This window comes from Serratia sp. SCBI, assembly GCF_000747565.1.
GTDB classification, from domain to species: Bacteria; Pseudomonadota; Gammaproteobacteria; order Enterobacterales; family Enterobacteriaceae; genus Serratia; species Serratia ureilytica.
Genome location: NZ_CP003424.1, coordinates 3,272,043 through 3,295,109 on the forward strand (window position 1 = coordinate 3,272,043; position 23,067 = coordinate 3,295,109).

At 60.2% G+C, this 23,067-nt stretch carries 19 protein-coding genes, 1 tRNA gene and 1 pseudogene; 11 read left to right on the top strand and 10 right to left on the bottom strand.

What is annotated here, in order from left to right; translation table 11 throughout:
* Positions 1 to 3 precede the first annotated feature (3 nt).
* Positions 4 to 939, top strand: coding sequence for an ABC transporter substrate-binding protein (locus SERRSCBI_RS15360; RefSeq protein ID WP_042784967.1), 936 nt, complete (start codon positions 4 to 6; stop codon positions 937 to 939).
* Here the strand turns inward: SERRSCBI_RS15360 and SERRSCBI_RS15365 are convergent, their stop codons facing one another.
* On the bottom strand, positions 940 to 1,680 hold the full coding sequence (locus SERRSCBI_RS15365; RefSeq protein ID WP_042784969.1) for a transporter substrate-binding domain-containing protein: 741 nt from the start codon (positions 1,678 to 1,680) through the stop codon (positions 940 to 942). It lies immediately after the preceding gene.
* A 284-nt stretch (positions 1,681 to 1,964) separates the two neighbouring features.
* Here SERRSCBI_RS15365 and opgB point away from each other — a divergent pair, with 284 nt between their 5' ends.
* Together opgB and SERRSCBI_RS15375 are read left to right on the top strand one after the other, a co-directional pair.
* On the top strand, positions 1,965 to 4,268 hold the full coding sequence (opgB, locus tag SERRSCBI_RS15370) for a phosphatidylglycerol--membrane-oligosaccharide glycerophosphotransferase (RefSeq protein ID WP_042784970.1): 2,304 nt from the start codon (positions 1,965 to 1,967) through the stop codon (positions 4,266 to 4,268).
* A gap of 139 nt (positions 4,269 to 4,407) precedes the next feature.
* On the top strand, positions 4,408 to 5,871 hold the full coding sequence (locus tag SERRSCBI_RS15375) for an AMP nucleosidase (protein WP_033643685.1): 1,464 nt from the start codon (positions 4,408 to 4,410) through the stop codon (positions 5,869 to 5,871).
* Positions 5,872 to 5,907: 36 nt separating this feature from the next.
* On the opposite strand, the gene nac is transcribed toward SERRSCBI_RS15375, so the two are convergent.
* Positions 5,908 to 6,831, bottom strand: coding sequence for a nitrogen assimilation transcriptional regulator NAC (gene nac, locus SERRSCBI_RS15380; protein WP_042784971.1), 924 nt, complete (start codon positions 6,829 to 6,831; stop codon positions 5,908 to 5,910).
* Between the two features lie 328 nt (positions 6,832 to 7,159).
* On the opposite strand from nac, the gene SERRSCBI_RS15385 reads away from it, so the two are divergent.
* Positions 7,160 to 7,235 (top strand) — tRNA-Asn (locus tag SERRSCBI_RS15385).
* Between the two features lie 57 nt (positions 7,236 to 7,292).
* Here SERRSCBI_RS15385 and SERRSCBI_RS15390 read toward each other — a convergent pair.
* Entirely contained in the window at positions 7,293 to 7,733 is a 441-nt protein-coding gene (locus SERRSCBI_RS15390) for a DMT family transporter (protein WP_033643687.1), read from the bottom strand.
* Between the two features lie 17 nt (positions 7,734 to 7,750).
* Positions 7,751 to 8,269 carry a GNAT family N-acetyltransferase gene (locus tag SERRSCBI_RS15395; RefSeq protein WP_042784973.1) on the bottom strand — a complete coding sequence of 173 codons (519 nt, stop codon included), beginning with the start codon at positions 8,267 to 8,269 and terminating at the stop codon, positions 7,751 to 7,753.
* Between the two features lie 38 nt (positions 8,270 to 8,307).
* Here SERRSCBI_RS15395 and SERRSCBI_RS15400 point away from each other — a divergent pair, with 38 nt between their 5' ends.
* Positions 8,308 to 8,877 carry an XRE family transcriptional regulator gene (locus tag SERRSCBI_RS15400; RefSeq protein ID WP_033643689.1) on the top strand — a complete coding sequence of 190 codons (570 nt, stop codon included), beginning with the start codon at positions 8,308 to 8,310 and terminating at the stop codon, positions 8,875 to 8,877.
* 12 nt (positions 8,878 to 8,889) lie between these two features.
* On the opposite strand, the gene SERRSCBI_RS15405 is transcribed toward SERRSCBI_RS15400, so the two are convergent.
* The 3 genes from SERRSCBI_RS15405 to SERRSCBI_RS15415 all read right to left on the bottom strand — a co-directional run bounded on the left by SERRSCBI_RS15405 (position 8,890) and on the right by SERRSCBI_RS15415 (position 10,867).
* On the bottom strand, positions 8,890 to 9,183 hold the full coding sequence (locus tag SERRSCBI_RS15405; RefSeq protein ID WP_042784974.1) for a DUF2623 family protein: 294 nt from the start codon (positions 9,181 to 9,183) through the stop codon (positions 8,890 to 8,892).
* A 130-nt stretch (positions 9,184 to 9,313) separates the two neighbouring features.
* Positions 9,314 to 9,901: a nitroreductase family protein gene (locus SERRSCBI_RS15410; protein WP_033643691.1), complete on the bottom strand. Its 588-nt coding sequence runs from the start codon at positions 9,899 to 9,901 to the stop codon at positions 9,314 to 9,316.
* 69 nt (positions 9,902 to 9,970) lie between these two features.
* Positions 9,971 to 10,867 (bottom strand): LysR substrate-binding domain-containing protein, encoded by an 897-nt coding sequence (locus SERRSCBI_RS15415; RefSeq protein WP_033643692.1) that lies wholly within the window; start codon positions 10,865 to 10,867, stop codon positions 9,971 to 9,973.
* Positions 10,868 to 10,982: 115 nt separating this feature from the next.
* Here SERRSCBI_RS15415 and SERRSCBI_RS15420 point away from each other — a divergent pair, with 115 nt between their 5' ends.
* Positions 10,983 to 11,618: a flavodoxin family protein gene (locus SERRSCBI_RS15420; RefSeq protein WP_042784975.1), complete on the top strand. Its 636-nt coding sequence runs from the start codon at positions 10,983 to 10,985 to the stop codon at positions 11,616 to 11,618.
* A 28-nt stretch (positions 11,619 to 11,646) separates the two neighbouring features.
* Here SERRSCBI_RS15420 and SERRSCBI_RS15425 read toward each other — a convergent pair.
* Positions 11,647 to 13,025: pseudogene (locus SERRSCBI_RS15425) on the bottom strand (FAD/NAD(P)-binding protein).
* Complete coding sequence (gene ssuD / locus SERRSCBI_RS15430; protein WP_042784977.1) at positions 13,025 to 14,197, bottom strand: FMNH2-dependent alkanesulfonate monooxygenase; 1,173 nt, start codon at positions 14,195 to 14,197, stop codon at positions 13,025 to 13,027. Before ssuD ends, SERRSCBI_RS15425 begins: the two are co-directional and overlap by 1 nt.
* A gap of 279 nt (positions 14,198 to 14,476) precedes the next feature.
* On the opposite strand from ssuD, the gene SERRSCBI_RS15435 reads away from it, so the two are divergent.
* Positions 14,477 to 16,396: a sigma-54-dependent Fis family transcriptional regulator gene (locus SERRSCBI_RS15435; protein ID WP_042784978.1), complete on the top strand. Its 1,920-nt coding sequence runs from the start codon at positions 14,477 to 14,479 to the stop codon at positions 16,394 to 16,396.
* A gap of 796 nt (positions 16,397 to 17,192) precedes the next feature.
* Here SERRSCBI_RS15435 and SERRSCBI_RS23800 read toward each other — a convergent pair.
* The gene (locus tag SERRSCBI_RS23800) at positions 17,193 to 17,966 is read right to left on the bottom strand and encodes a helix-turn-helix domain-containing protein (protein ID WP_232230714.1); all 774 of its coding nucleotides are present in this window, start codon (positions 17,964 to 17,966) and stop codon (positions 17,193 to 17,195) included.
* A gap of 697 nt (positions 17,967 to 18,663) precedes the next feature.
* Between SERRSCBI_RS23800 and SERRSCBI_RS25145 the strand changes: the two genes are divergently transcribed.
* From SERRSCBI_RS25145 to SERRSCBI_RS15455, 4 genes are all read left to right on the top strand, one after another.
* Positions 18,664 to 19,179 carry a helix-turn-helix domain-containing protein gene (locus SERRSCBI_RS25145; protein WP_049866694.1) on the top strand — a complete coding sequence of 172 codons (516 nt, stop codon included), beginning with the start codon at positions 18,664 to 18,666 and terminating at the stop codon, positions 19,177 to 19,179.
* On the top strand, positions 19,176 to 19,550 hold the full coding sequence (locus SERRSCBI_RS25150) for a hypothetical protein (RefSeq protein ID WP_042784979.1): 375 nt from the start codon (positions 19,176 to 19,178) through the stop codon (positions 19,548 to 19,550). Before SERRSCBI_RS25145 ends, SERRSCBI_RS25150 begins: the two co-directional genes overlap by 4 nt.
* Positions 19,551 to 20,045: 495 nt before the next feature.
* The gene (locus SERRSCBI_RS24795) at positions 20,046 to 20,219 is read left to right on the top strand and encodes a hypothetical protein (RefSeq protein ID WP_154219870.1); all 174 of its coding nucleotides are present in this window, start codon (positions 20,046 to 20,048) and stop codon (positions 20,217 to 20,219) included.
* 458 nt (positions 20,220 to 20,677) lie between these two features.
* Positions 20,678 to 23,017 carry a membrane-bound PQQ-dependent dehydrogenase, glucose/quinate/shikimate family gene (locus SERRSCBI_RS15455; RefSeq protein ID WP_049866695.1) on the top strand — a complete coding sequence of 780 codons (2,340 nt, stop codon included), beginning with the start codon at positions 20,678 to 20,680 and terminating at the stop codon, positions 23,015 to 23,017.
* The last annotated feature ends 50 nt before the right edge of the window (positions 23,018 to 23,067 follow it).

Below are 23,067 nucleotides of genomic sequence, written 5' to 3' on the forward strand. Positions count from 1 at the left end.
ACCATGATCAAACAAACCGTTTGCGGGCTGCTGCTCGGCGCCGCCCTCACCGGCCAGGTCGGCGCGGCCGACAAGCTGACGCTGGTGCTCGACTGGTACATCAACCCGGATCACGCGCCAATTATGGTGGCCGAGCAGATCGGCGCCTTCAAGGCCGCAGGGCTGGACGTCAAGATCGTGCCGCCGTCCGATCCGGCGCTGCCGCCGCGGCTGGTGGCCGCCAAACAGGCCGACCTCGCCATCACCTATCAGCCGCAGCTGCATTTCTTCGCCGATCAGGGCCTGCCGCTGATGCGCGTCGGCACGCTGATCAACACGCCGCTGAATACGGTGATCGCGCTGGACAAAAACATCACGTCGCCGGCGGATCTCAAGGGCAAAACGGTGGGCTACTCGGTCAGCGGCATCGAACAGGCGACGCTGGCCACCATGGTCGAACACGAGCACCTCAAGCCGCAGGACATCAAGCTCATCAACGTCAACTTCCAGCTGACCAGCGCCCTGCTGGCGGGCCAGGTCGATGCGGTGATCGGCGGCTACCGCAATATCGAAGCGCTGGAGCTGAAGCTGCAGGGCAAAAAACCGGTGGTGTTCAACGTCGAAGACTACGGCGTGCCGGCCTACGACGAGCTGATCATCGTCGCCAACCGCGATGCGGTGAACGAGCCGAAAATCCGCAAATTCCTCGCCGCGCTGAAGCAAGGCAGCGACTACCTGCATGCACACCCGCAGGACACCTGGCTGGCGTTCGCCAAGGCGCACCCGGAGCTGAATACCGAGCTGAACAAACAGGCGTGGCAAGCCAGCCTGCCGCTGTTCGCGCGCGATCCGGCCAAGTTGGATCGGGCCCGCTATGAGGCTTACGAACAGTTCCTGTTCGACAACAAGCTGATCAAGAAAATCACCCCGGTAGACCAGTATGCGGTGGAGCTGAACTGATCACGCCGAGGCGGCCGGCGGCGCCACCGTCACCTCGCCCTGGCCGCTGCGCTGCAAGGCCGCCTTCACCAGCCCGTTGGCCTTGCAGCGTTCGATAAACGCGTTCACGTAGGCGGCGCCCTGCGTTTTTTGCCGCGGCACCGCCATCGCCTGGCGAATGGCGGTGAAATGCCCATCCAGCACTCGGTAGCCGGGATGGGCGGCCGCGGCGGCCAGCAGCGGTTGACGCACGCCGGCCGCCGCCTCCAGCCCGCGTTCGAAAAACAGCGCGATCGCCTCGGCGGAAGTAGCCGCCCGCACCAGCTGCGCCTGCTGCAGCGTGCGCGACAAAAACAGATCGTACGCGGCGCCCTGGCCGACCGCAATGCGCACCTCCGGCCTGTCGAGCTGCGCCACCTCAAAGTAAGGCGCGTCGTTCGCCACCAGGTAAGTCCCCTCAATGATCACGTAGGGTTCGCTGAAGGCAATTTGCGCCGCGCGCACCGGCTCGATGGCCATAAACGCCAGATTCCAGGCGCCGCTGTCCAGGTCGGCGAACACCTTGCCGGCCGCGTCATAGGTCACCAGCTCCAGCACCACGTCCAGTTCGCGAGCCAGCGCGGCGGCCAGCTCCACCGAAGCGCCTTGCGGTTTACCGCCGGGCCCGGCCTGCGCCAGCACCGGATTGCCGAGATTGATCGCCGCGCGCAACACGCCTTGCGGGGCCAGATCGTCGAGTACCGCTGCGGAAATCGTCTGCATACTTCCTCCTGAATGGCTGATGGACGCGCCGTCGTGGCGCTCATTAAGCGTAGAGCGAAAGCTCCGACCAGCAAGATTTCTCCACCGCGGCCGCCGTCGACGTGATTAACGTCACACTATTGTCATAAAAATGTACAATAGCCGCCGACCGTCGGCCGGAGCGGGACATCGCGCGTTGTTCCGCCGCCGACAATAGGCTATACCCTTCACTTTTCGCGCCGCGGCACGGTCGGCGGCGCAGACCAGGGCAGCAACGTTTTTTTCAATCAGACAAGGTTTGGCGGATGGTTCTCGCAGTCGTTTCGTTTGTTCTTTTTTTGGCGTCGATCTTGATTTATCGCACCCGGGCCGCCGCCAACCGCTGGTGGTTCGCCATTCTGCTGACGCTGCTCGGCAGCTATCTGGTGCTGAACGTCATTCTGATCGCCAGCAACTACTTCACCGGCGACGGCATCACCGATGCGGTGATCTACACCGTCACCAGCAGCCTCAAAGGCGCGGGCATCAGCAAATACGTGCTGCCGTTCATCGGCCTGCTGGCGGCGCTGGGGCTTATCTTCGCGGTGCTGGCCCGCAGCCTGCTGCGCCGCAAGGCCAAAGGCAGCAGCGTGGCCTACAGCCTCGTCGCCGTGCTGCTGGCGCTGTTCTCGGTCGGCACCACCCCGGCATTTCAGGACATCTCGCTGCTGGTCAAGAGCCAGATCGTCGGCGATACCGCCGATTTCACCACCTACTACAAGGCGCCGAAAAAGACCGTGCAGGGCAAACGGCCGAATCTGGTGTACATCTATGCCGAGAGCCTGGAGCGCACCTACTTCGATACCGAGCTGTTTCCCGGCCTGGCCGACGAGCTGAACGCCCTGCGCGCAGACAGCATCGATTTCAGCAACACCCAGCAGCTGCCGGGCACCGGTTACACCATCGCCGGCATGGTCGCCTCGCAGTGCGGCATTCCGCTGTTCGCGCCCTTCGACGGCAACGCCTCCAGCGCGGTCTCCACCTTCTACCCGGAGAACGTCTGCCTGGGCGACGTGCTGAAGGCCGCCGGCTACAGCAACTCTTTCTATCAGGGCGCCGAGCTGGCGTTCGCCGGTAAAGACACCTTCCTGAAATCCCACGGCTTCGACCACGTTTACGGTTTCAAAGAGCTGCGCGAACAGGTCGCCGATCCGAGCTACAAAAACGACTGGGGCTGGTACGACGACAGTGTGCTGGACGTGGTGTACGGCAAGTTCGTCGAGCTGTCCAAACAGCGCCAGCCGTTCTCGCTGTTTACCCTGACCGTCGATACCCATCACCCAGACGGTTTTATCTCCGCCAGCTGCAGCAAGAAAAGCTACGCCTGGCAGAACAAGGAAAACCGCTCGCTGAGCGCGGTGGCCTGCAGCCAGCAACACATCGCCGCGCTGATCGACAAAATCAAACGCTCGCCCTATTTCAGCAACACCGTGATCGTGGTGTCCTCCGATCATCTGGCGATGAACAACACCGCCTACGACATCCTGACCAAACAGAAGCGCCGCAACCTGTTCTTTATCATCGACGGCACCCGGCCGCAGGCGGAGCAGCGCAACGAGAAACGCAGCACGCTGGATAACGGCGCCACGGTGCTGGACGTGATGGGCGGCGACAACTACATCGGCCTCGGCCGCAGCAGCCTGTCGGCGCCGTCGCTGTCTACGGTGTTCCTGAATATCGAAGAGAAAATCAACGGCTGGAAACCGGCGGTGATCAATCAGTGGGGCCTGCCGAACCGCATCAGCGACTACAGCGTGGACACGCGCCAGCGCAGCTTCAGCTTCTCCGGCGTCACCTACAAGGTGCCGTTCATCCTGCGGGTGGGCGACAACCGCATCGAACCGATGTTCAACGTCTACCTCTCCACCCCGCTGCGCAAGCAGCTGGCCGGGCTGGGGGCGGGGGAGAAATTCGTCTGGGTCGATAAATGCTACGAGATCGGCCGGGTCTGGGCGCCGCAGCTGGCGCTGAGCACCGACATCTGCGTGGCCTCCGGCACCCTGGCCTCGCCGCCGCAGATCGTGCAGGCCAGCGGCGAGCGCTTCCGCGGCAAGGTGAACTTTACCGGCCCGGCGGCGGACAGCGTCGCCGATTACCAAAACGCCGTCGCCCGCCTGCAGGTGGACGACGCGGCGATGAAGTACCGGGCGGACGCCATCGAGTTCATGCTGCCCGGCATGCCGGAACAGGTGAAAGCCATTACCGGCGTCTCCGCCGTCGAGGAGTGGGGCCGCTGGTCCGACGCCAACCTGGCGCCGGCGGTCGACATCGATTATGTCGATCCGCTGCCGAAAACCTTCGATCTGGTGCTGCGCGCCCGCGCCTACGGCAACAACGTCGGCGAACCGATTTCGGTGCGCGTCGGCGACGAAGAGCGCTTCGTGTCGCTCGGCGAGCAGGACAGCACCGTCACCCTGCGTTTCGACAACCCGCGTGGCGCGCAGAAGATCAGCATTACCCCGCCGGCACCGACCGAGCCGAAAGAGAGCGCCAGCGGCGGCTTCACGCCGAAGAAGCTGGGCATCGGCCTGGTATCGCTGAAGGTCGAAGCGGCCGCTCCCGCCTCCTGATCCCCCCGCCTTCACGGGCGCGGTAATTTCTTTGCCGCGCCCGTCATTTCGACCAAGCTTTTACGCCCTGCTTCGGCTAACCTGTGACGGTGAAACGCCGCCAATCCCGCCCCAGAGCCGGGACATCGAAGGAGAAAGTATGAGCTATGCCCCACCTCGCAGCGGCCTCAGCGCCGATCAGGCACTCGATCAACTGGAAGCCTTGTATGACGCCGCGGTAGACGCGCTGCGTCAGGCGGTCAGTGACTTTATCAGCCACGGCACCCTGCCGGACCCGCAGGCGCGCGCCGCCGGGCTGTTCGTGTATCCCGAGCTGCGCGTCAGCTGGGACGGGCAGCAGTCCGGCCCGAACAAAACCCGCGCCTTCGGCCGCTTTACCCATCCCGGCAGCTACAGCACCACCGTGACCCGGCCGCAGCTGTTCCGCCACTATCTGGCCGAACAGCTGGCGATGCTGGAACACGACTACGCCGCCCATATCGAAGTGGCGCCGTCGCAGCAGGAGATCCCGTTCCCTTATGTGATCGACGGCTCCAGCCTGGCGCTCGATCGCTCAATGAGCGCCGGTATCGCGCAGCATTTCCCCACCACCGAGCTGGCGCAGATCGGTGACGAGACCGCCGACGGCCTGTATCACACCACCGACAACCATTTCCCGCTGTCGCATTTCGATGCGCTGCGAGCGGATTTCTCGCTGGCGCGTCTGCGGCACTACACCGGCACCCCGGTAGAGCATTTCCAGCCGTTCGTGCTGTTCACCAACTACACCCGCTATGTGGACGAGTTCGTGCGCTGGGCCTGCGCGCAGATCGCCGATCCGGCCAGCCCGTACATCGCGCTCTCCAGCGCCGGCGGTACCTACATCACGCCGGAAACCAGCGCGCCCGAACAGGCGGTGTCCGATCTGGCGTGGAAAAACCACCAGATGCCGGCCTATCACCTGATCTCGCGCACCGGCCAAGGGATCACGCTGATCAACATCGGCGTCGGCCCGTCCAACGCCAAAACCATCTGCGATCACCTGGCGGTGCTGCGCCCGAGCGCCTGGCTGATGATCGGCCACTGCGGCGGCCTGCGCGAAAGCCAGAAGATCGGCGATTACGTGCTGGCCCACGCCTATCTGCGCGACGATCACGTGCTGGATGCGGTGCTGCCGCCGGATATCCCGATCCCGAGCATCGCCGAGGTGCAGCGCGCCCTGTACGACGCCACCAAGATGGTCAGCGGCATGCCCGGTGAAGAGGTCAAACAGCGTTTGCGCACCGGCACCGTGGTCACCACCGATGATCGCAACTGGGAGCTGCGTTACTCCGCTTCGGCGCGCCGCTTCAACCTCAGCCGCGCGGTGGCGGTCGACATGGAGAGCGCCACCATCGCCGCTCAGGGTTACCGCTTCCGGGTGCCGTACGGCACGCTGCTGTGCGTCTCCGACAAACCGCTGCACGGTGAAATAAAACTGCCGGGCCAGGCCAACCGCTTCTATGAAGGAGCAATCTCCGAGCACCTGCAGATCGGCATCTGCGCCATCGATCTGTTGCGCGCCGAGGGCGATCGCCTGCACTCGCGCAAGCTGCGCACCTTCAACGAACCGCCGTTCCGATAACGGTGCTCAGGCCCGCTGCGGCGGGCCGTTTTTTCCTCAACGCACCAGCGCCAGCGCGCGCTTCTCCTGGCTGCGGCCACCGGCGATCGACAGCAGCAGGTCTTTCACCAGCAGCGCCGGGGCGGACAGCGACTGTTGGCCCGACATGCACAGCGACAGCGGCACCGACATCGTCGGCGCATTGATGCGCGCCATCCAGGCCTTGGCCGGGCCGATCATCGCGCGCGCCACCGACTCCGGCAATACGGTCGCCCCCAACCCGCCGGCGATCGCGGCGCTCAGCGCACCCGAGGATTCAATCTCCCCCACCACGTTGACAGCCAGCTTGCGCAGCGCCATCGCCTCCTCCAGTTGGTTGCGCACCGCATCCCCCTCGCGCGGCAGGAACAGGTTCAGCCGCGCCACGTCCAGCAGCTCGACGCTGTTACCGGGATGCGGCACCGCGCGCGTCGCCACCAGATAGAGATCCTCCCGCATCAGCGCGACGGTGTGCAGACCGGCGGGCATTTTGGCGCCGTAGACCATCGCCATGTCCAGCGTCTGGTTGGCCACCTGTCCGGCCAGCGCCGCGCCGCTGTTTTCATACAGGCTGAGCAAAATGCCCGGCTGCTGATCGCGCAGGGTTTGCAGCAGCGGCAGCGCCAGCTGCGCTGCGGTGCTCCCCGACGCCAACCCGAGAGATACCTGGCCGCTCATCGCCTGCCCGGCGCTGTTGACCGCGCTCTGCGCCTGCTCGCACTGGCGCAAAATGGTTTGCGCGTGGGCATACAGAATGTTGCCGGCCTCGGTCGGCTGCACCCCGCGCTTGGTGCGGATCAGCAGCTGTTGCTTCAGCTCCCCCTCCAGCGTCGCCAACTGCTGGCTGAGCGCCGGCTGGGCGATATGCAACACCTCCGCCGCCTGGGTCAGGCTGCCGACATCGACGATTTTCACGAAGTACTTCAGACGTCTGAGATTCATAGTGCCTCCAGCGAGCCGCTAAATTGAGAATGCCGAAATCCGGTCATGCAACCGCAGCAAGATCCAGGCCAGAGTCGTCAAAAGGCCAAAAACGGCGGCAAATGGCCGTTTATCGGGCGAGGCGCGCCACAACGCAGGGCACGCGTTGCACCACCGGCAGGCAACGGCGCCGCCTCAGCGGGCAATCCGGCGGCGCTGCGCGTGAGGTAAGCGATAAAAGCGAGAAAAAGCAGCAGGTTGGGTAATCTTGCAGCAAACGCGCGCGCCGGGCGTTTTCGCGCTTTACAAGCCGCAACCGCCCCGCTATTATTCGCCCCGTTCACACGATTCCTCTGTAGTTCAGTCGGTAGAACGGCGGACTGTTAATCCGTATGTCACTGGTTCGAGTCCAGTCAGAGGAGCCATATTTAGAGAAGCCCGCTCAGGGAAACCCGAGCGGGCTTTTTGCCTTTCAGCCGCCGTCAAAAGCTGCGTTTCGCCACCAGATAGGCGCCCGCCACCAGCAGCAGAGCGCCGAACAGCGCCGGCAGATTCTCGCGCAGCGCCGCCGGGCCGGCGCGGTAGACGTCCACCAACAGCCCCATGCACAGCTGGCTGGCGACCAGGATCGAAATGGTGGCCGCCGCGCCCAGTTTTTGGTAGCCCAGGATGCCGGCGAACACGAACAGCGATCCCAGCAGCCCCGGCAACAGCATCCACCACCTGGCGGCGCCGGTCACTTCCGTCACCGCGCCGAGGCCGTTTTTGGCCAGCAGCAACCCTACCAGCAGCAACAAACCGACGCTGGAGTTGATCACCAGCGTGATAAGGATGGTCGAGACGCTTTCGGTGATGCGCACCATCAGCAGATTCTGCACCACCAGCCCCATCCCGGCCGCGATCAGCAGTAACAGCATATTCATCGCCCTGTCTCCCGGGATCAGCGTGCGGGCGGCGCCGCCCGTTCGTCGAGCCTCAGTTGCAGGAACGTCAGATCCAGCCATTGGCCGAATTTGGCGCCCACCTGTTCCATGCGCCCCACGTCGCGGAACCCGAGCGCCAGATGCAGCTTAATCGAGGCCTGATTGCCGGATTCGATGCCGGCCACCATCACATGTTTGCCGATTTCCCGCGCCCGTGCGATCAGCGCCAGCAGCAGCGCCTTGCCAATCCCTGCGCCGCGATGCGCCTGATGGACATACACCGAATGTTCCACGGTGTGGCGATAGCCGTCCCAGGCCCGCCAGTCGCCGAACGACGCATAGCCGATCGCCTCGTCCTCGGCGTTCACCGCCACCAGCACCGGGTAACCCGCCGCCTGCCGTTCGCCGATCCACGCCGCGCGATTGGCCGCATCCACGGTTTGTTCATTCCAGATGGCGGTGCTGTTCAACACCGCGTCGTTATAGATAGCGGCAATCGCCGCGCTATCGTTGAACGTCGCATTTCGTATAATCATGGTTTACCCCGGCCAATTGTCCACTATAATACTACGATATGAATATTAAATTAGACAATCTAAATCAGCTGATCGGCGCACGCATTCGCATTGAACGCGAAGCGCGCCACTGGTCGCTGTCCGATTTGGCCGAACGGGCGGGCGTCTCACGGGCGATGGTTCATAAGATCGAGCGCGGCGAGAGCAGCCCGACGGCGATGCTGTTGGGCAGACTGGCGGGCGCGTTCGGCCTCAGCATGTCCAAGCTGATCGCCCGAGCTGAAACACAGGAAGGCCGGCTGCTGCGCCGGGAAGATCAACCGGTCTGGGTCGATCCCGAGAGCGGTTACGTGCGGCGCCACGTGTCGCCCCGCACCGATTTGCCGCTCGATCTGGTGCGCATCGAACTGCCGGCCGGCGCGGCGATCCCGATGCCGGCTTCGGTGTACGCGTTCAAACGTCAGCTGATCTGGGTCTTATCCGGCGCACTGGTCTTTATCGAGGGTGACGCGCGCCATGAGATGGCCGAGGGAGACTGCCTTGAGCTCGGCCCGCCGGCGGACTGCCGATTTGAAAATCAGAGCGACCAACCGTGCGTGTATATGGTGGCGGTGCTGAGCGCCGCCTGACGGCCGTCTGCCCTAACCCTGCGCCGGGCGGTTATAGCCGGCGCGGAAAAACTTCTCCGCCAACCGGCTGTCGCCACCGGAGAAGAACTCGCTCATCGGCTCGCTGCCAAGCCCATAGGCGCGGCTGAGCTGCCCGGCCTCGAACGCCGCCCGGTTCTCGTCGCCGCAGCGCTGCGCCAAATGGTGCGCATAGCCGAGCACGAAACCGCGCTTGTAGTCGGAGCAAAAGCGCGACAGCTCCGCCTCCGGTTTCAGGTCGTCCGCTTTTAATCCCGCCAACAGCCCTTTGCCAAAATGATCCCCCATCGGTTCCTCCTTATCACGCAATCGCTATATAACAAAATATACAGCGAATGGGCGAACGCGAACATACTCCCTAAGTTTTACTCGCCGCATAAAAAAGGCCCGCCAAGCGGGCCTCGGCGAGAACGCGCGATCACAGCGTGAAATTCAGCCCTTCGCTGACGGTGTTGCCCAGCGGCAGGCGGCCCGACGGCGCTTCTTTCTCCTGCAGGAAATCCGGCAGGCGGGATTTGTCGCCCGGTTTGCCGATCGCCACCATGGCGTGCACCGCATAATCGTCCGGCAGCTGCAGCGCCGCCTTAATCTTGTCGTGGTGAATGCCGCTCATGCAGTGGGTCAGCCAGCCTTTCAGGTGCGCCTGATGCGCCAGGTTGGCCCAGGCGGCGCCGGTGTCGAACGCGTGGGTCGGGTTGTCCACCAGCCGCTCGCCGTTCAGGCTGGTGGTTTTGGAGACGATCACCACCAGCGCCGAAGCGTGTTGCGCCCAGCCGCGGTTGAAGTCGATCAGGAACTCCAGGTAGTTCTCCCAGCTGTCGGAGCCGTGCTTGCTGTAGGCAAAGCGCCACGGCTGAATGTTGTAGGCCGAAGGCGACCAGCGCGCCGCTTCAAAGAAGCTCAGCAGCGTTTGATCGTCGATGGCGTCGTTGGTCATCGCGCGCGGCGACCAGCGCTCGATAAATTGCGCGTCAATCGGGTAATCGGAGATTCTTGGCTGGCTCATGATAGGTTCTCGCAGTGAAGTAAAAACAAAAGTTCGCTGATATTCCCACAGCTTAGGACGGTAAAACTTTTATTTCGTGCCATTGTCCTGCGGCAATTCCTGCTGCAGCCAGGCCAGAAACGCCCTGACCGGCGGATGCCGCTCGCGCCCCGGCGCGCACAGCACGCTGTATGCGGCGCCCGGTACGCGCACCTCGGGCCGGTACGCCGCCAGCAGGCCGTTGTCCACCATCTCGGACACCATCACCGAGCTGGCGAGCACCCACCCTTGCCCGGCCACCGCCGCCTGCAGGGCGTAATGCTCCTCGTGATAGCTGCGCATCGCCGCATGGCGCCGCCACCAATCGACCCCGGCGGCCCGGCACCAGTCATGCCAGCCGCTGTCGTACAGCGCCGAATCCCCCCACTTGACGGTGATCAGCACCGGATTTTCCGGCTCGGCGGCGGCCAGCCCCGGCGCGGCGTAGACGCCAAAGCTTTCCTCCAGCCGCGCCGCCTGATGCAGCGCGGGATAGTGCGCGCGGCTGTAGCGCACCGCTACGTCCACGCTGGCGTCTTGCTGCAGATCGATCACCTCGGCGCAGGCCTCCAGGCGCACCAGATAGTGCGGATACGCCTGATAGAAGCGCCCCAAACGCGGCACCAGCCACAGCGCCGCGAACGAGTGCGTCACCGAAACGCACAGCGATCCTGCGCTGGGCTGCGGCCGCAGGCCTTCGAGCGTGGCGGCGACGTCCAGCAGCGCGCCGTGCACCCCGGCAAACAGCGTTTCCCCCTTCGGTGTCAGCCGCACGCCGCGCGGCACCCGCTCGAACAGCGCAAACCCCAACTGCTGCTCCAGCGCTTTGATCTGGTGTGATATCGCCGTCGGCGTCACCGCCAGTTCGGCCGCCGCCAGCTTGAAGCTGCGCAGGCGAGCGGCGGATTCGAAGGTGCGTAATGCGTTGACGGGCAGCGTAGCGAACATGGCGAAGCCTCTCCAGGTGAGTTGAATTCATCCTGGCAGAAAAGCCGTCATTTGTCGCCCGCCGGGGTTTGTTTCTAGAGTAAGGCTGAATTCATTTCACACAGAGGAATATGACATGAATGCAACTCATCAACCCAAGCGTTTGGCGGTGCTGGTCGGCAGCCCGCGCCGCGACGGCAACAGCGCCACGCTGGCGCAGGCGATCATGGCGGGCGCCGCCGAAGCCGGCACCGTCGCCAGCCTGCATTTTCTCGACGATTACCTGAGCGGTTTTCTGAGCGATGAACGCCATACGCCGCCGCCGGCCGATCGCTACGCCGAGCTGTTCCTGGAGCACTTCCTGCCGGCCGACGGCGCGGTATTTTGCACGCCGATTTACTGGTACGGCATGTCGGCGCAAACCAAGGCCTTTTTCGATCGCTCGTTCAGCTTCTATTCCAATGCCTACCCTCAGGCGGCGGACGTGCACCAACGCATGAGCGGCAAGCGCATCGGGCTGGCGGTGGCGTCGGAAGAGACCTACCCCGGCGCGGCGCTGGGCATCGTGCATCAGATCCAGGAGTTCAGCCGCTACACCCATTCCGCCTTCGTTGGGCTGGTGCACGGCGCCGGCAACCAGCGCGGCGAGATCGCCCGCGATCCGCGCAACCCGCTGCGGGCCGCCCGCGAGTTGGGGCGCGAGTTCTTCACCCGCCCCTACTCGGATTATCAGATGGACAGCCCGCGCAGCACGCAGGTGTGGGCGGACTGACGCTTGAGTCTGCCGGCAAACCACGCTGTCACCCTCCGGCGGCGATCGCCGCCAGCAGATGACGCGCGACGCTTTCGGCGTGTTCCGCCACCTGCGGCAGCCCCATCAGTTCGCCGAAGCGGCCGCGCGCCGCCGGGCCGGCCACCAGCAGGCGCGGGTTGGCCAGGCCGTCGCCGCCGATCGCCTGGCTGTCGGCATTGACCCACAGCCCCAGCCCCAGCGGATCGGCGCGCAGCGCCCCCTGCTCCGCCAGTGAACGGAGCAAGGGGCTGGCGGCGATCAGGCCGGCATGGGCCGGGCCCGTGGTGATCAGCAGCCGCTGCGCCTGCAGCGCCCGCTCTGCGCCTTGGCGCGGCAGAATCGTCAACCTTACGCCCTGCGGCGTTCGCTCCGCTCTACGCAAACGAGCGGCCAATACCTGCAGCGTGCCCGCCGCCTGTTGCTCCGCCAGCAGCGTGCTCACCTGCGGCGCAAGGCGATAGCGATGCACGTCCCAATAGGCGCGCAAATGCCGCAGAAAGCGCTGCTGTTCGGTCGGCGTCAACGCTTGCCACAGGCGCTGCCCCTGGGCGCGCACCGCGTCCAACACCGCCTGCCACGGCACCCGTTGCCGAGCGGCGCGCGCCACCTCAAGGCGCACCTGCCGCACCCCATCGCGCAGTCCGGCGGGCGGGGCAAACGACCATGTCGGTACTCCCCTTCGGCATTGGGGCGCGGCAGCAGGCCGTGACGAGAGAAGGCGGTAATCGGCCCGCGATGCCCGCGGCGGTGCAACGCCGCCACCGTATCGGCCATCGTTAACCCTGTGCCGACGATCGCCAACGCCTCACCGGGTTCAACTTCGTCCAGCGCCTCCGCCGCCCAGGGATTGGCGATCAGACGCGCATCGCGCGCCAGCTCCGGGGCGATCTGCCGCGGCAGCGCGGGCGGCAGATGGCTGGTCGCCAACACCACATAGTCGCCCCACAGCCGTTCGCCGCCCGCGGTGATGACGGTCGCGCCCTGCGCCTGCGGCTGCAGGTGCAGCGCCCGATCGCGCAGGTGCCGCAAGCGGGCCCGGCCCGACTGCGCCGCCTGATGGAAACGTTCCTCGACATAGCGGCCGAAGGCGCCGCGCTGCGGATAGGCTTTACCGTCGCGCCACAACGCCTGCGGATCGGCCACCAATCCGCCGCCCAGGCGATACCAGCGGTCAAAATCCCCCGCCGGCTCATCCGCCAGCTGCATCCGATCGGCCGGGACGTTGATGCGGTGGGTCGGTTCAGTGGTCGAGTAGGCCACGCCATAGCCCGGCGCCGCGCGCGGTTCGATCACCGTGACATCCACCGCTCCGCGCGCCAGCTGGATCGCCAGCGCCGCGCCGGTGAAACCGCCGCCGATAACGATAATATGGGCACGCTTCGCCATCAGCCCTCCCGCTGTACCGGGCCGGGACGACGATCGCCGCCGATGGTTTCGCCGAACGGGCCGGTATTGATCGTGCGGGCCGTCTGATGGGGCGGCTGCGCCAGCGGCAACAGCGGCATCACCAGTTCGGCGAAGCGGTGGGCCTCTTCCAGATGCGGATAGCCGGAAAGGATGAAATTGTCGATGCCCAGCGCCTGATACTCGCGTATGCGCGCCGCCACCTGCTGCGGATTGCCCACCAACGCGGTGCCGGCGCCGCCGCGCACCAGGCCGACGCCGGCCCACAGGTTGGGGCCGATGCGCAGACTCTCACGCGAGCCGCCATGCAGCTCGCTCATGCGGCGCTGGCCGGTGGAGTCCATGCGCGCAAAGATCTGCTGCGCCGCCGCGATGGTGTCGTCATCCAGATGCGCGATCAGGCGCTCAGCCGCCGCCCAGGCTTCGTCTTCGGTTTCGCGCACGATAACGTGCAGGCGAATGCCGTAGCTGAGTTTACGCCCCTGCCGCTCGGCGCGCTGGCGCACCGCCGCCAGCTTTTCCGCCACGTGAGCCAGCGGCTCGCCCCAGGTCAGGTAGGTGTCGATCTGCCCGGCGGCGATGTCGATCGCTTCCGGCGACGAGCCGCCGAAATAGAGCGGCGGGCCGTTTTCCTGCACCGGCGGGAACAGCAACTCGGCGCCTTCGACGCGAATATGCTTACCGCTGAAATCCACCTTCTCCCCTTGCAGCAGCCGTTGATACACCGTGAGAAATTCCTGTGTCACCTCGTAGCGTTCGGCATGGCTGAGGAAAATGCCATCCCCTTTGTTTTCCACCGGATCGCCGCCGGTCACCACGTTGATCAGCAGGCGCCCGTCCGACAACCGGTCCAGCGTCGCGGCCATGCGCGCCGCCAGGCTCGGCGGCTGCAGGCCGGGGCGCAACGCCACCAGATAGCGCAACCGACGGGTGAGCGGTGCCAGCGCCGCCGCCACCAGCCAGGAATCCTCGCAGCTTTTACCGGTTGGGATCAGCACGCCGTAATAGCCAAGGTTATCGGCGGCCAGCGCCACCTGCTGCAAATAAGGCAGGTCTACCGGGCGCCCGCCCTGCGCCGTGCCCAGATAGCGGCCATCGCCGTGGGTCGGCAGAAACCAGAAAACGTTGATGCGTTCTTTCGCTGACTCAGTCATTTATGCTTTTCCTATATAACTATTCTCAATATTTATCGATAGAAAAATCTTGCTTGGTTATAAAACGAAAAGCAGGATGCATGCCACAGTGGCGGATTTTAAAAAGCAATGCATATCAATGCGTTGAAAAGACATCACCGCCCAATCGCTGCTGCATTGGCAGCAGGCGGCGGCGAAAAGCTGTTGCCAATGCAGCACCGTGCGTCTTTTACCCTCTCGCGGCCGCTCATGGGCTGGGATAAGATTTTTTCCCCCTTCGCCGTCAGCCAGGAGACGCCCATGTACGATCCCCAACCGTTCGCCGCCGACAAACCGGTGCTGATCGATCCGGCGTCGCTCGCTCTGCAAAGCGTGCTCGATCGGCTGGCCCCCACCGACGCTACCGTACTGATCGTCGGCGAAACCGGCACCGGCAAAGAGGTGGTGGCGCGCTATCTGCACCACCACAGCGCGCGCCGCCATCGCCCTTTTTTGGCGGTCAACTGCGGCGCGCTGACGGAAAGCCTGGCGGAAGCCGAATTGTTCGGCCATGAGAAAGGCGCCTTCACCGGCGCCGTCGGCACCCATCAGGGCTGGTTCGAAGCGGCGGAAGGCGGCACCCTGCTGCTGGACGAGATCGGCGAACTCAACCTGTCGCTGCAGGTCAAGCTGCTGCGCGTGTTGCAGGAACGGGAAATCACCCGCGTCGGTTCGCGCAAACCGCTGAAGATCGATGTGCGGGTCATCGCCGCCACCCACGTCGATCTGGCCGGCGCAATCCGCCAACGGCGCTTCCGCGAAGATCTCTATTACCGGCTGAACGTCGCGGCGGTGACCTTACCCCCGTTGCGCCAGCGGCCGGAGGACATTCCGGCGCTGACCAGACACTTTCTTGCGCTGTACGCCCGCCGGCTGGGACGGCCGCCGCTGCAGTTGACGGTGGAGGCGCAGCAGGCGCTGCTGGACTACCCCTGGCCCGGCAACGTGCGCGAGCTGGAGAACACGCTGCATAATGCGGTCTTGCTGAGCCAGGAGGGGCCGATCGCCCCGCAGCAACTGCGGCTCACGCAACGCCTGACGGATCACGGCGGCGGCGGTGACGACGCCATCGATCGCTTCGTGCAGCAGCAGTTGCAAGGCGACGGAACCCAGCTCTACCAACGGGTGCTGGATGCGCTGGTGCGCAACGCCTTCGAACGCAGCGGCGGCAACCAGCTGCAGGCGGCGGCCTTGCTCGGCGTCAGCCGCAATACCCTGCGCACCCATTTGGCGCATCTTGGTCTGATCAAACCGCGCCGCCGCAGCGTCGGCGCGCCCGCGCATTCGCCGGCCATCAGCGCAGCGCCGCTGCCCGAACGCGAACTGCGCATCGGCTATCAAAAATTTGGCAACCTCGGCGTGCTCAAGGCGCGGCAAAGCCTGGAACAGCACTTCGCCGCACAGCGCATCAGCGTACTGTGGAGCGAGTTTCCCGCCGGGCCGCAGCTGCTGCACGCGCTCGACGGCGATGAAATAGACTTCGGCACCACCGGCGAAGTGCCGCCGATCTTCGCGCAGGCGCAGGGCAACACGCTGGTGTATGTCGGGTTTGAGCCGCCGGCCCCGCAAAGCGTGGCGATGGTGGTGCCGCAAGACAGCCCGATACGCAGCGCCGCCGATCTGCGCGGCAAACGCATCGCACTCAACAAAGGCTCCAACGTGCACTATTTATTGCTGCAGATGTTGGACGAACAGGGAATGACGTTGAACGATGTGCGCATCGTCTATGCGCCGCCGAAGTATCCGCTGTCGGCGACCGACCTGCAGGCGGTGGACGCCTGGATGATGTGGGATCCGCTGCTCAGCGACGCGCAGCGCAGCGGGGAACTGCGCGTGATCGCCGACGGCACCCAACGGGTGCTCAATCAGCAATTCTATCTGGCGCGCCGCGAGTTCGCCGAACGCTCGGGCGATCTGTTGCAGCCGCTGATGCAAGCATTGCAGCACACCGGCCGCTACATTGCCGCGCAGCCGAGAGAAGCCGCTCGTCACCTTTCCGACGAACTGGGGCTGGCGAGCGCCTCGCTGGAACTCGCTCTGTCGCGCCGCAGCCACGAGATCCGCGCCATGGATTTGCAGGTGATCCGCCAGCAGCAAAGCATCGCCGACCGCTTCTACGCCCTGGGGCTGTTGCCCAAAGCGATCGCCGTGCGCGAGGCGGTTTGGCCGCTGGGATCTTAGCCTGGCTTCGGAGGGCGCAGCATCGGCCGCCCTTTCTCCTCTGCGCACAAACTCATATCGCCGTCGGAGCCGGGCGGTAATGCCAATGCCGCAAAGACATTTTTAGGTAAAATATACCGCCGATGTCAGTGCTAGGATTAATTCGCTATCATTTTATGTGCACTTTCAATTAACGTTACCCTGTTATTTTCGCATTCGCCGGTCGTCACGACCGGCTTTTTTATTCCCCCACCTCCCCTGCCAAAAAAAATATCGCTTTTTGGTAAAAAAAAAACGCGCCAGGTAGGATTACATAGCAACTGCATGGTCTTATTTCCCGTGTAGGGCCGTGCATCTCAGAGAGATTGTCGATGTTTCATTGGCCGGCGTTAATCGCCGGCTTTTTTTATCTTCATTTCATGACGCCTGCGCGTCGCAGGCCCCACGTCTTATTGCCAAAGAGGATGCGCGCATGCCGAGTCCATTGTTCCGTGAGATAACACTTTTCGGTAAAGACAAAACCTCAACGCGCGCTATTATTTAATTGTAGTGTTGTCATACCTATTGAATACCCCATGCTTACCGACCCTCGCGGTCGGTTTTTTTCTCCCTCACCAACCGTTCCGTTGGCGGAAACAGGCTTATGGGGGCGTTGACGGGAGGGCGCCATCAAAATATCGATGGCATAACCCAAGCTTTCCGTTGTGATCAGGCAACCTGCTGCCGCCCGCGATAAACAAAGCTCATTTTATCGGGATGAAATACCACATGCTGACATTTTCCTTTTCACCGGGGCAGTGATCGTGAATTTTAAAGATTACGCTTTGCGTGATGAAGATATCCAGGGAAGCCAACACCCCTCATAGAGCGATAGGATGAACTCGTTTTCGCTCATCTTTTTTTCATTGCGTCTGATCGCAATGTACTTTGCCGATGCGTTGTACAGGCTACAGGTTATTGGATTCTTTACGCTTACCTTCATCTGCCCCCGGCTGATTACCGGCGAAAGCAGTTGCACGATCCTTTTATTCTCGTAATACTCATGCAAATTCAAGTACACGATGCTGCTGGGGAAAGGCTCTTTATCGAAGCCAATAATCGGTTGATAATTGAGAAAAGGCCAATCGCGCAGGGTTCTGAATGTTCTCGGCGGGCAACCGAATTGATTTGAAAACGCACGGCTAAATGATTGCTGAGAACTAAACCCGGAGAGCAACGCGATTTCATAGATCTTCATATCGGTACATTTCAGCAATAACGTCGCGCGGCTTAGTCTGCGCTTTCTGATATAGGTCCCTATCTTCATCCCTTCATACAAATAGAACATCCGCTGTAAATGCCCGATGGAATACCCTGACTTAATGGATAGCGCCCTTATTGATACATGGCTTTGTGTATCAATGGCTTTTTCAATGATAGCGATTATCTCATCTAAAATATTGCGTCTGAACTTGTTAGAACAATCCATAGTAAAGCCTGTCATCTTGCTATTTTTATTATTGAATGCATCTCTCTTCTTGCGGAACCAAAAGCTGTCCGGCTTGCTTTCTTTCGAAGAATGGCATTCCCATATCCGTTCAAATATATCCACGCATCACGTTGCACAAAAATCATTTCCAGGGCGAAAGATGCCGATTCACCTCTCGCACAAGATGAGATTCACAAAGAAGTCGTGTGGAAAAACGCTGATAAACCACGGACGCCAAGACAGAACAACGCTCAGCGTTTATTCTGCCTCAAAAAACGCAGGCCACAGCCAGAAGATAAATAGCAAACGCTATTTTTCGTGAAAATACCCTCCTCATACTCCTCCCTGAATGTCATTATCCTTGATACCCCCTTGGATTAACCATTATTTAATTGCGCAATCCCCTGCCTGGCCTATTTGCCGCTTAACCACCCACTCTTAAACATAGAATAGTTAATTATTTCGATTCGAAAAGATGTTACTGTCAATAAATTGACAGCCAGATAGAGTTTTTATCTATCAATGAGCAAAAAATGTGCTCCCCCACCTTAACTCATTCACGCAAACCCATAAAAATCAATAAATTAATACACTTAAAATGTATCCCTGTACTTTCTCCTTCTTCGCCATACGCTGCTATCTGGTAAATGACACTTTTAAGTACTATTTTTTTTAATTTACCGCGTTAATATTGCAAGCGTTCTATACTCAGGATATTTCCTAAAAGAACGGATAAATTGGGGGCTTATCGCTGAATACCGATAACGCGTTATTTTACCCAACGCAACCATTAGGCAGATAACTAAAAGGGAGCTCCTGCATGTTTATAACCAAAGTCATTGAGGAGCTGCTCGCCTGGGTGGAAGAAAGTGGGTTCAATGAGAAGCTCACCGTTGAGATGCTGTCAGAAAAAAGCGGATATTCACGCGGGCATATCCAAAAAGCGTTTAAAGATGAAACAGGGATGACTTTCGGGAGCTATGTGAGGGGCAGAAAACTCATTCGCGCCGCATTTATGTTGAAAGCGACGAATCTCTCTATTTCCGATATCGTTAAAGCGCTGAACTTTCAGTCATATCAATCCTTTGAACGGGCGTTTCGCAAGCAATTCAGAACCTCGCCGATGCAGTATCGCAAAAGTAAATCGTGGGACGTGTCCTCCGCCATCCCATTGCTGTTTCTCGACGGCATTCCCGAGCATCGCTATGTGCACCTGCCAAAATTTTTCGACGATTCAGGGGATGGCGTTGATGCAGAGATAGATCACTTCCATCCTGCGGTTTCCGCGCTGCGATTGGCGGCAATTGATAACATGAAAAAACGGATAGCGGCGTGATTAACTTTTTCAATTTTGGCGCGAGCATCAAGAAAGAAAATTACGTCAGCATCTATTTGAAGACCCTCTATATTTCTGAAGAAGACTGCCTTGGCAGCGTGCTTGCCTCTCTGGCCGACGCCCAGGGAAAAAAAGACATGCAACTTTATGCAGAGTTCAGTTATGACGGCGCAAGCGATGAGGCGCAAAAATTCACGCAAAGTATCTACACCAAATCATTCCCGATAAATAAAGTTGGCATGATCGATCGCTTTCTCATTGAAATTATCACCCCCAAAGGCGGCGATAGAATAGAGATGAAGACCTATATCCCCATTGTCTTCCCTATCAAGCACAGAGAGAAAGAGGTAGCGCCAGGGCCAGCGCGGTAACCCTGTCACTATCGGCGTTGCCATTTATTAAAAAGGGTAATGATTTATATTTACCAATAAAGAGTTATGATGAATTTAGGCTCAAAACCACTCATTACCCACTCGCTGCAAAGCGCCAACTTTAAGACTTATCTAATTGGAAAACACGTCAATATCGCTATGAAGATCGCGCCAAGATGAGTTCTTCTCGCCCCCACAAGGAATCACCGCTTATCCGTTAAGCGTTGACTTCGATATGACTTACGTACCAAAACCTTAAATATCAATGTGTTACCCACATTTGCTTTTTGTGCGGCCGATTGGATAACTTATTGTTTTTATTCTATTTGCACTAAATACCCCGCCTGAGCGCAACCGGCATTTTTCGCTTTATCCCACCCGCACGCTTGTAGACATCCTCAGGTAGTGACGATATTTTATTTCTACGAGACTTATTTTTACGGGTGCTATCAATATGCCTTAAACAAGAATAAAGCGCGTCAGGAAAATAGAATTATGAGTATTCAAGTATGGTCTAAAAACCTAAAAAAACACTATCCTAATGTTAATGTTGAAAAAGTCACCGTCGGCGAACGCGGGAAAGGTTATATTGTCTATGTCGATGGGGAAAGAATGGCATTAAATCATTTTTTTCGCCGTTTCTATCGACACCGGCTTGATAAAGAATGACGTTTCACCCTGAACTCAACGCAGGGTAAACCTCTACGCAACCTCGTGATTAAAAGCAATTCCGCATTCATCATCACTCTAAATAATTAGTCCAGAGAGGCTCTTTCATTCAATGCGTTTATCACTGCAATAAAATATCGGATTGCCCAGCGCACCCAAAAAACCGTATCTCTGCGAGACGGTTACAACCCGGTATTAAATAAAAATGTTGATGGTTATTTTTATCGCGCGCGTTCTGTCATCGCCCAATAAAAACCCCTTATCTTGGTCTGGCGACTGATCCAAGCCGCAATGGCCACTGTTGAAATGGATATCAAAACGACAACTCAATGCCCCTAAAGCGTTAAAGAATAAAAAGTCTCAAGGCGGGAAATGCCTTGCCTTTCGCGCCGGCATTTTACGCGTTGGCAGCGATGGGATGGTGATCCAATGTGGATTTAAAAGTCAAAGGAAAACATATGATTAGAACATCGTTTGGTAAGAGAGCCGCAATAATCACGTTCTTTTGCTTGCTGGTTTTTTCTGGCGTCGCGTTAACCGTGGGGGGAATTTGGCTGATCGCCCTCGGCGGATCGTTCTACTATGCCATTACCGGGATAGGCTACATCGCCGCCGCAGTGCTGGTCCTCAAGCGCAGCAAATCGGCTTGTTACTTAACCGGCCTGCTGTTTTTGATGACGGTGCTGTGGGCGCTTTGGGAATCGGGGCTTAACTACTGGGCATTGTTCCCTCGTCTGCTGGTGCCCGCCGGCCTCTCTATTATCGCCGCGTTTTTACTTCCCTCGTACCTGCACGGCGCCAAGAGTCGAAAGCAGGCTTACATCGCCGGTTCGGCATTATCCGTGGCCTTTGTCGCTTTCTTTATCGGCGCCTTCTTTCCCCATGGCGAAATTACCCCTGCTGGCGACGTGACGTTTATCGAGAGCAAAAGCGACAATGCGCCTGCCGATTGGAGCGCCTATGGCCGCACGACGGAAGGAACGCGCTACGCGCCGTTCAATCAGGTGAACCGTTCAACCGTCAAAGATCTGAAACTCGCCTGGGTGTATCGCACCGGCGATTTCCGGCCGGGCGTGGACCAAAATACCCCGCTCGCGATTGATGATGTGGTGTATAGCTGCACGCCCAACGGCCTTATCACCGCTATCGATGCCGATACGGGTAAAGCGCGCTGGAAATTTGACTCGCATTCCACCTCCCCCGTTTGGCAACGCTGCCGCGGGCTTGGCTACTACAAAAATGAGGAGGTTGCGCCAGGCGCTCTGTGCGAGAAAACGATCGTTCACACCACGATCGATGCCCGCCTCATTGCGCTGGATGCCAAAACGGGCCAGAAATGCCCCGCCTTCGGTCAAAACGGTGAGGTGAATCTCGGCCAGCATATGGGGGAAGTCAAACCGGGTTATTACTTCCAAACCTCGGCGCCGACCATCGCCAGAGGGAAGATTATCGTCGGCGGCTGGGTTATCGATAACGTAATGAAAGGCGAGCCTTCCGGCGTCATCAGGGCGTTCGACGCCAAAACCGGCGAGTTGGACTGGGCATGGGACTTAGGCAATCCGGGCATCACCAAGGCTCCGCCGGCCGGAAGCACCTATACCCGCGGCACGCCGAATATGTGGACCACCGCCGCCTATGACGACAAATTAGGCTTGTTGTATGCGCCGCTTGGCAATGCAACGCCCGACTATTACGGCATGAATCGCCCGGAAAATTCGGATGAGTACAACTCTGCCCTGGTCGCCATTGATATTGAAACAGGCCGTGAGCGCTGGAAATTCCAAACCACGCATCACGACATTTGGGATTATGACCTCGCGTCCCAACCCGCGCTGGTAGACGGTTTTGATGAGCAACATCGCCCGGTGCCCGCCCTTTTGCTCGGCACCAAACGCGGGCAGATTTTCTACCTGAACCGGGAGACCGGCAAGCCGCTGGCGCAGGTTGAAGAGAAAGCCGTGCCGACCCAAGGCGCCGCAGAGGAAGAGCGCCTCTCGCCAACCCAACCGTTCTCCGTCGGCATGCCGACCATTGGCGCCGAACGCCTGACCGAAGAAAAAATGTGGGGCACCACCCTGTTTGACCAGATGGCCTGCCGCATCCTGTTCAAACAGATGAATTACCAGGGCGACATGACCCCGATCGGCACCCGCCCAACGCTCGAGCAGCCCGGCAATTTAGGCGGACTCAACTGGGGGAGCATGTCGATTGATCCTGTAAACCATATGGCTTACATGAACGATGTGCGCATCCCGAATGTGTTTTGGTTAGTGGCGCGCGACAGCTATGAACGCGTCGCGAAGCAGTACCCGCAAAAAGTGATCGATGGCCACGGGCCTTCTCCCATGATCGGCACGCCATACGGCATGATCACGTTGATGTGGATGTCGCCGCTCGAAGTGCCTTGCAACCAACCCCCTTACGGCACGATCACCGCCGTCGATTACAAAAACAAAAAGATCGCCTGGCAGATACCGGCCGGCACCGCCGAAAAAATGGGGCCGCTGGGCATCAGATCGCACCTGCCGATGCCGGTTGGCATGCCCACCTACGCGGGCACCATGACGACCGCCGGCGGCCTGGTCTTCTTCGCCGGCTTCCAGGACTATTATCTGCGCGCCTACAACAGCAGCACCGGCAAAGAAGTCTGGAAATATGCGCTGCCGGTCGGCGCGAGCGCGACGCCGATGAGCTACGTTTCGCCTAAAACCGGCAAGCAATACATTGTTATTGTGGTCGGCGGCGCCGCGCATTCGTCAGAAACCGGCGATTACGTGATGGCGTTTGCGCTGCCTTAACCCTTTGCCCCGTTTGCCTGCGCCATCACACAGGTAAGCGGGGCGAAGAC

What these genes read in the sequence shown, in the direction of transcription:
- SERRSCBI_RS15360 (WP_042784967.1), top strand. Translation starts at nt 4, where the DNA reads ATGATCAAACAAACCGTTTGCGGGCTGCTGCTCGGCGCCGCCCTCACC.
- SERRSCBI_RS15365 (WP_042784969.1), bottom strand. Translation starts at nt 1,680, where the DNA reads ATGCAGACGATTTCCGCAGCGGTACTCGACGATCTGGCCCCGCAAGGC.
- opgB (WP_042784970.1), top strand. Translation starts at nt 1,965, where the DNA reads ATGGTTCTCGCAGTCGTTTCGTTTGTTCTTTTTTTGGCGTCGATCTTG.
- SERRSCBI_RS15375 (WP_033643685.1), top strand. Translation starts at nt 4,408, where the DNA reads ATGAGCTATGCCCCACCTCGCAGCGGCCTCAGCGCCGATCAGGCACTC.
- nac (WP_042784971.1), bottom strand. Translation starts at nt 6,831, where the DNA reads ATGAATCTCAGACGTCTGAAGTACTTCGTGAAAATCGTCGATGTCGGC.
- SERRSCBI_RS15390 (WP_033643687.1), bottom strand. Translation starts at nt 7,733, where the DNA reads ATGAATATGCTGTTACTGCTGATCGCGGCCGGGATGGGGCTGGTGGTG.
- SERRSCBI_RS15395 (WP_042784973.1), bottom strand. Translation starts at nt 8,269, where the DNA reads ATGATTATACGAAATGCGACGTTCAACGATAGCGCGGCGATTGCCGCT.
- SERRSCBI_RS15400 (WP_033643689.1), top strand. Translation starts at nt 8,308, where the DNA reads ATGAATATTAAATTAGACAATCTAAATCAGCTGATCGGCGCACGCATT.
- SERRSCBI_RS15405 (WP_042784974.1), bottom strand. Translation starts at nt 9,183, where the DNA reads ATGGGGGATCATTTTGGCAAAGGGCTGTTGGCGGGATTAAAAGCGGAC.
- SERRSCBI_RS15410 (WP_033643691.1), bottom strand. Translation starts at nt 9,901, where the DNA reads ATGAGCCAGCCAAGAATCTCCGATTACCCGATTGACGCGCAATTTATC.
- SERRSCBI_RS15415 (WP_033643692.1), bottom strand. Translation starts at nt 10,867, where the DNA reads ATGTTCGCTACGCTGCCCGTCAACGCATTACGCACCTTCGAATCCGCC.
- SERRSCBI_RS15420 (WP_042784975.1), top strand. Translation starts at nt 10,983, where the DNA reads ATGAATGCAACTCATCAACCCAAGCGTTTGGCGGTGCTGGTCGGCAGC.
- ssuD (WP_042784977.1), bottom strand. Translation starts at nt 14,197, where the DNA reads ATGACTGAGTCAGCGAAAGAACGCATCAACGTTTTCTGGTTTCTGCCG.
- SERRSCBI_RS15435 (WP_042784978.1), top strand. Translation starts at nt 14,477, where the DNA reads ATGTACGATCCCCAACCGTTCGCCGCCGACAAACCGGTGCTGATCGAT.
- SERRSCBI_RS25145 (WP_049866694.1), top strand. Translation starts at nt 18,664, where the DNA reads ATGTTTATAACCAAAGTCATTGAGGAGCTGCTCGCCTGGGTGGAAGAA.
- SERRSCBI_RS24795 (WP_154219870.1), top strand. Translation starts at nt 20,046, where the DNA reads ATGAGTATTCAAGTATGGTCTAAAAACCTAAAAAAACACTATCCTAAT.
- SERRSCBI_RS15455 (WP_049866695.1), top strand. Translation starts at nt 20,678, where the DNA reads ATGATTAGAACATCGTTTGGTAAGAGAGCCGCAATAATCACGTTCTTT.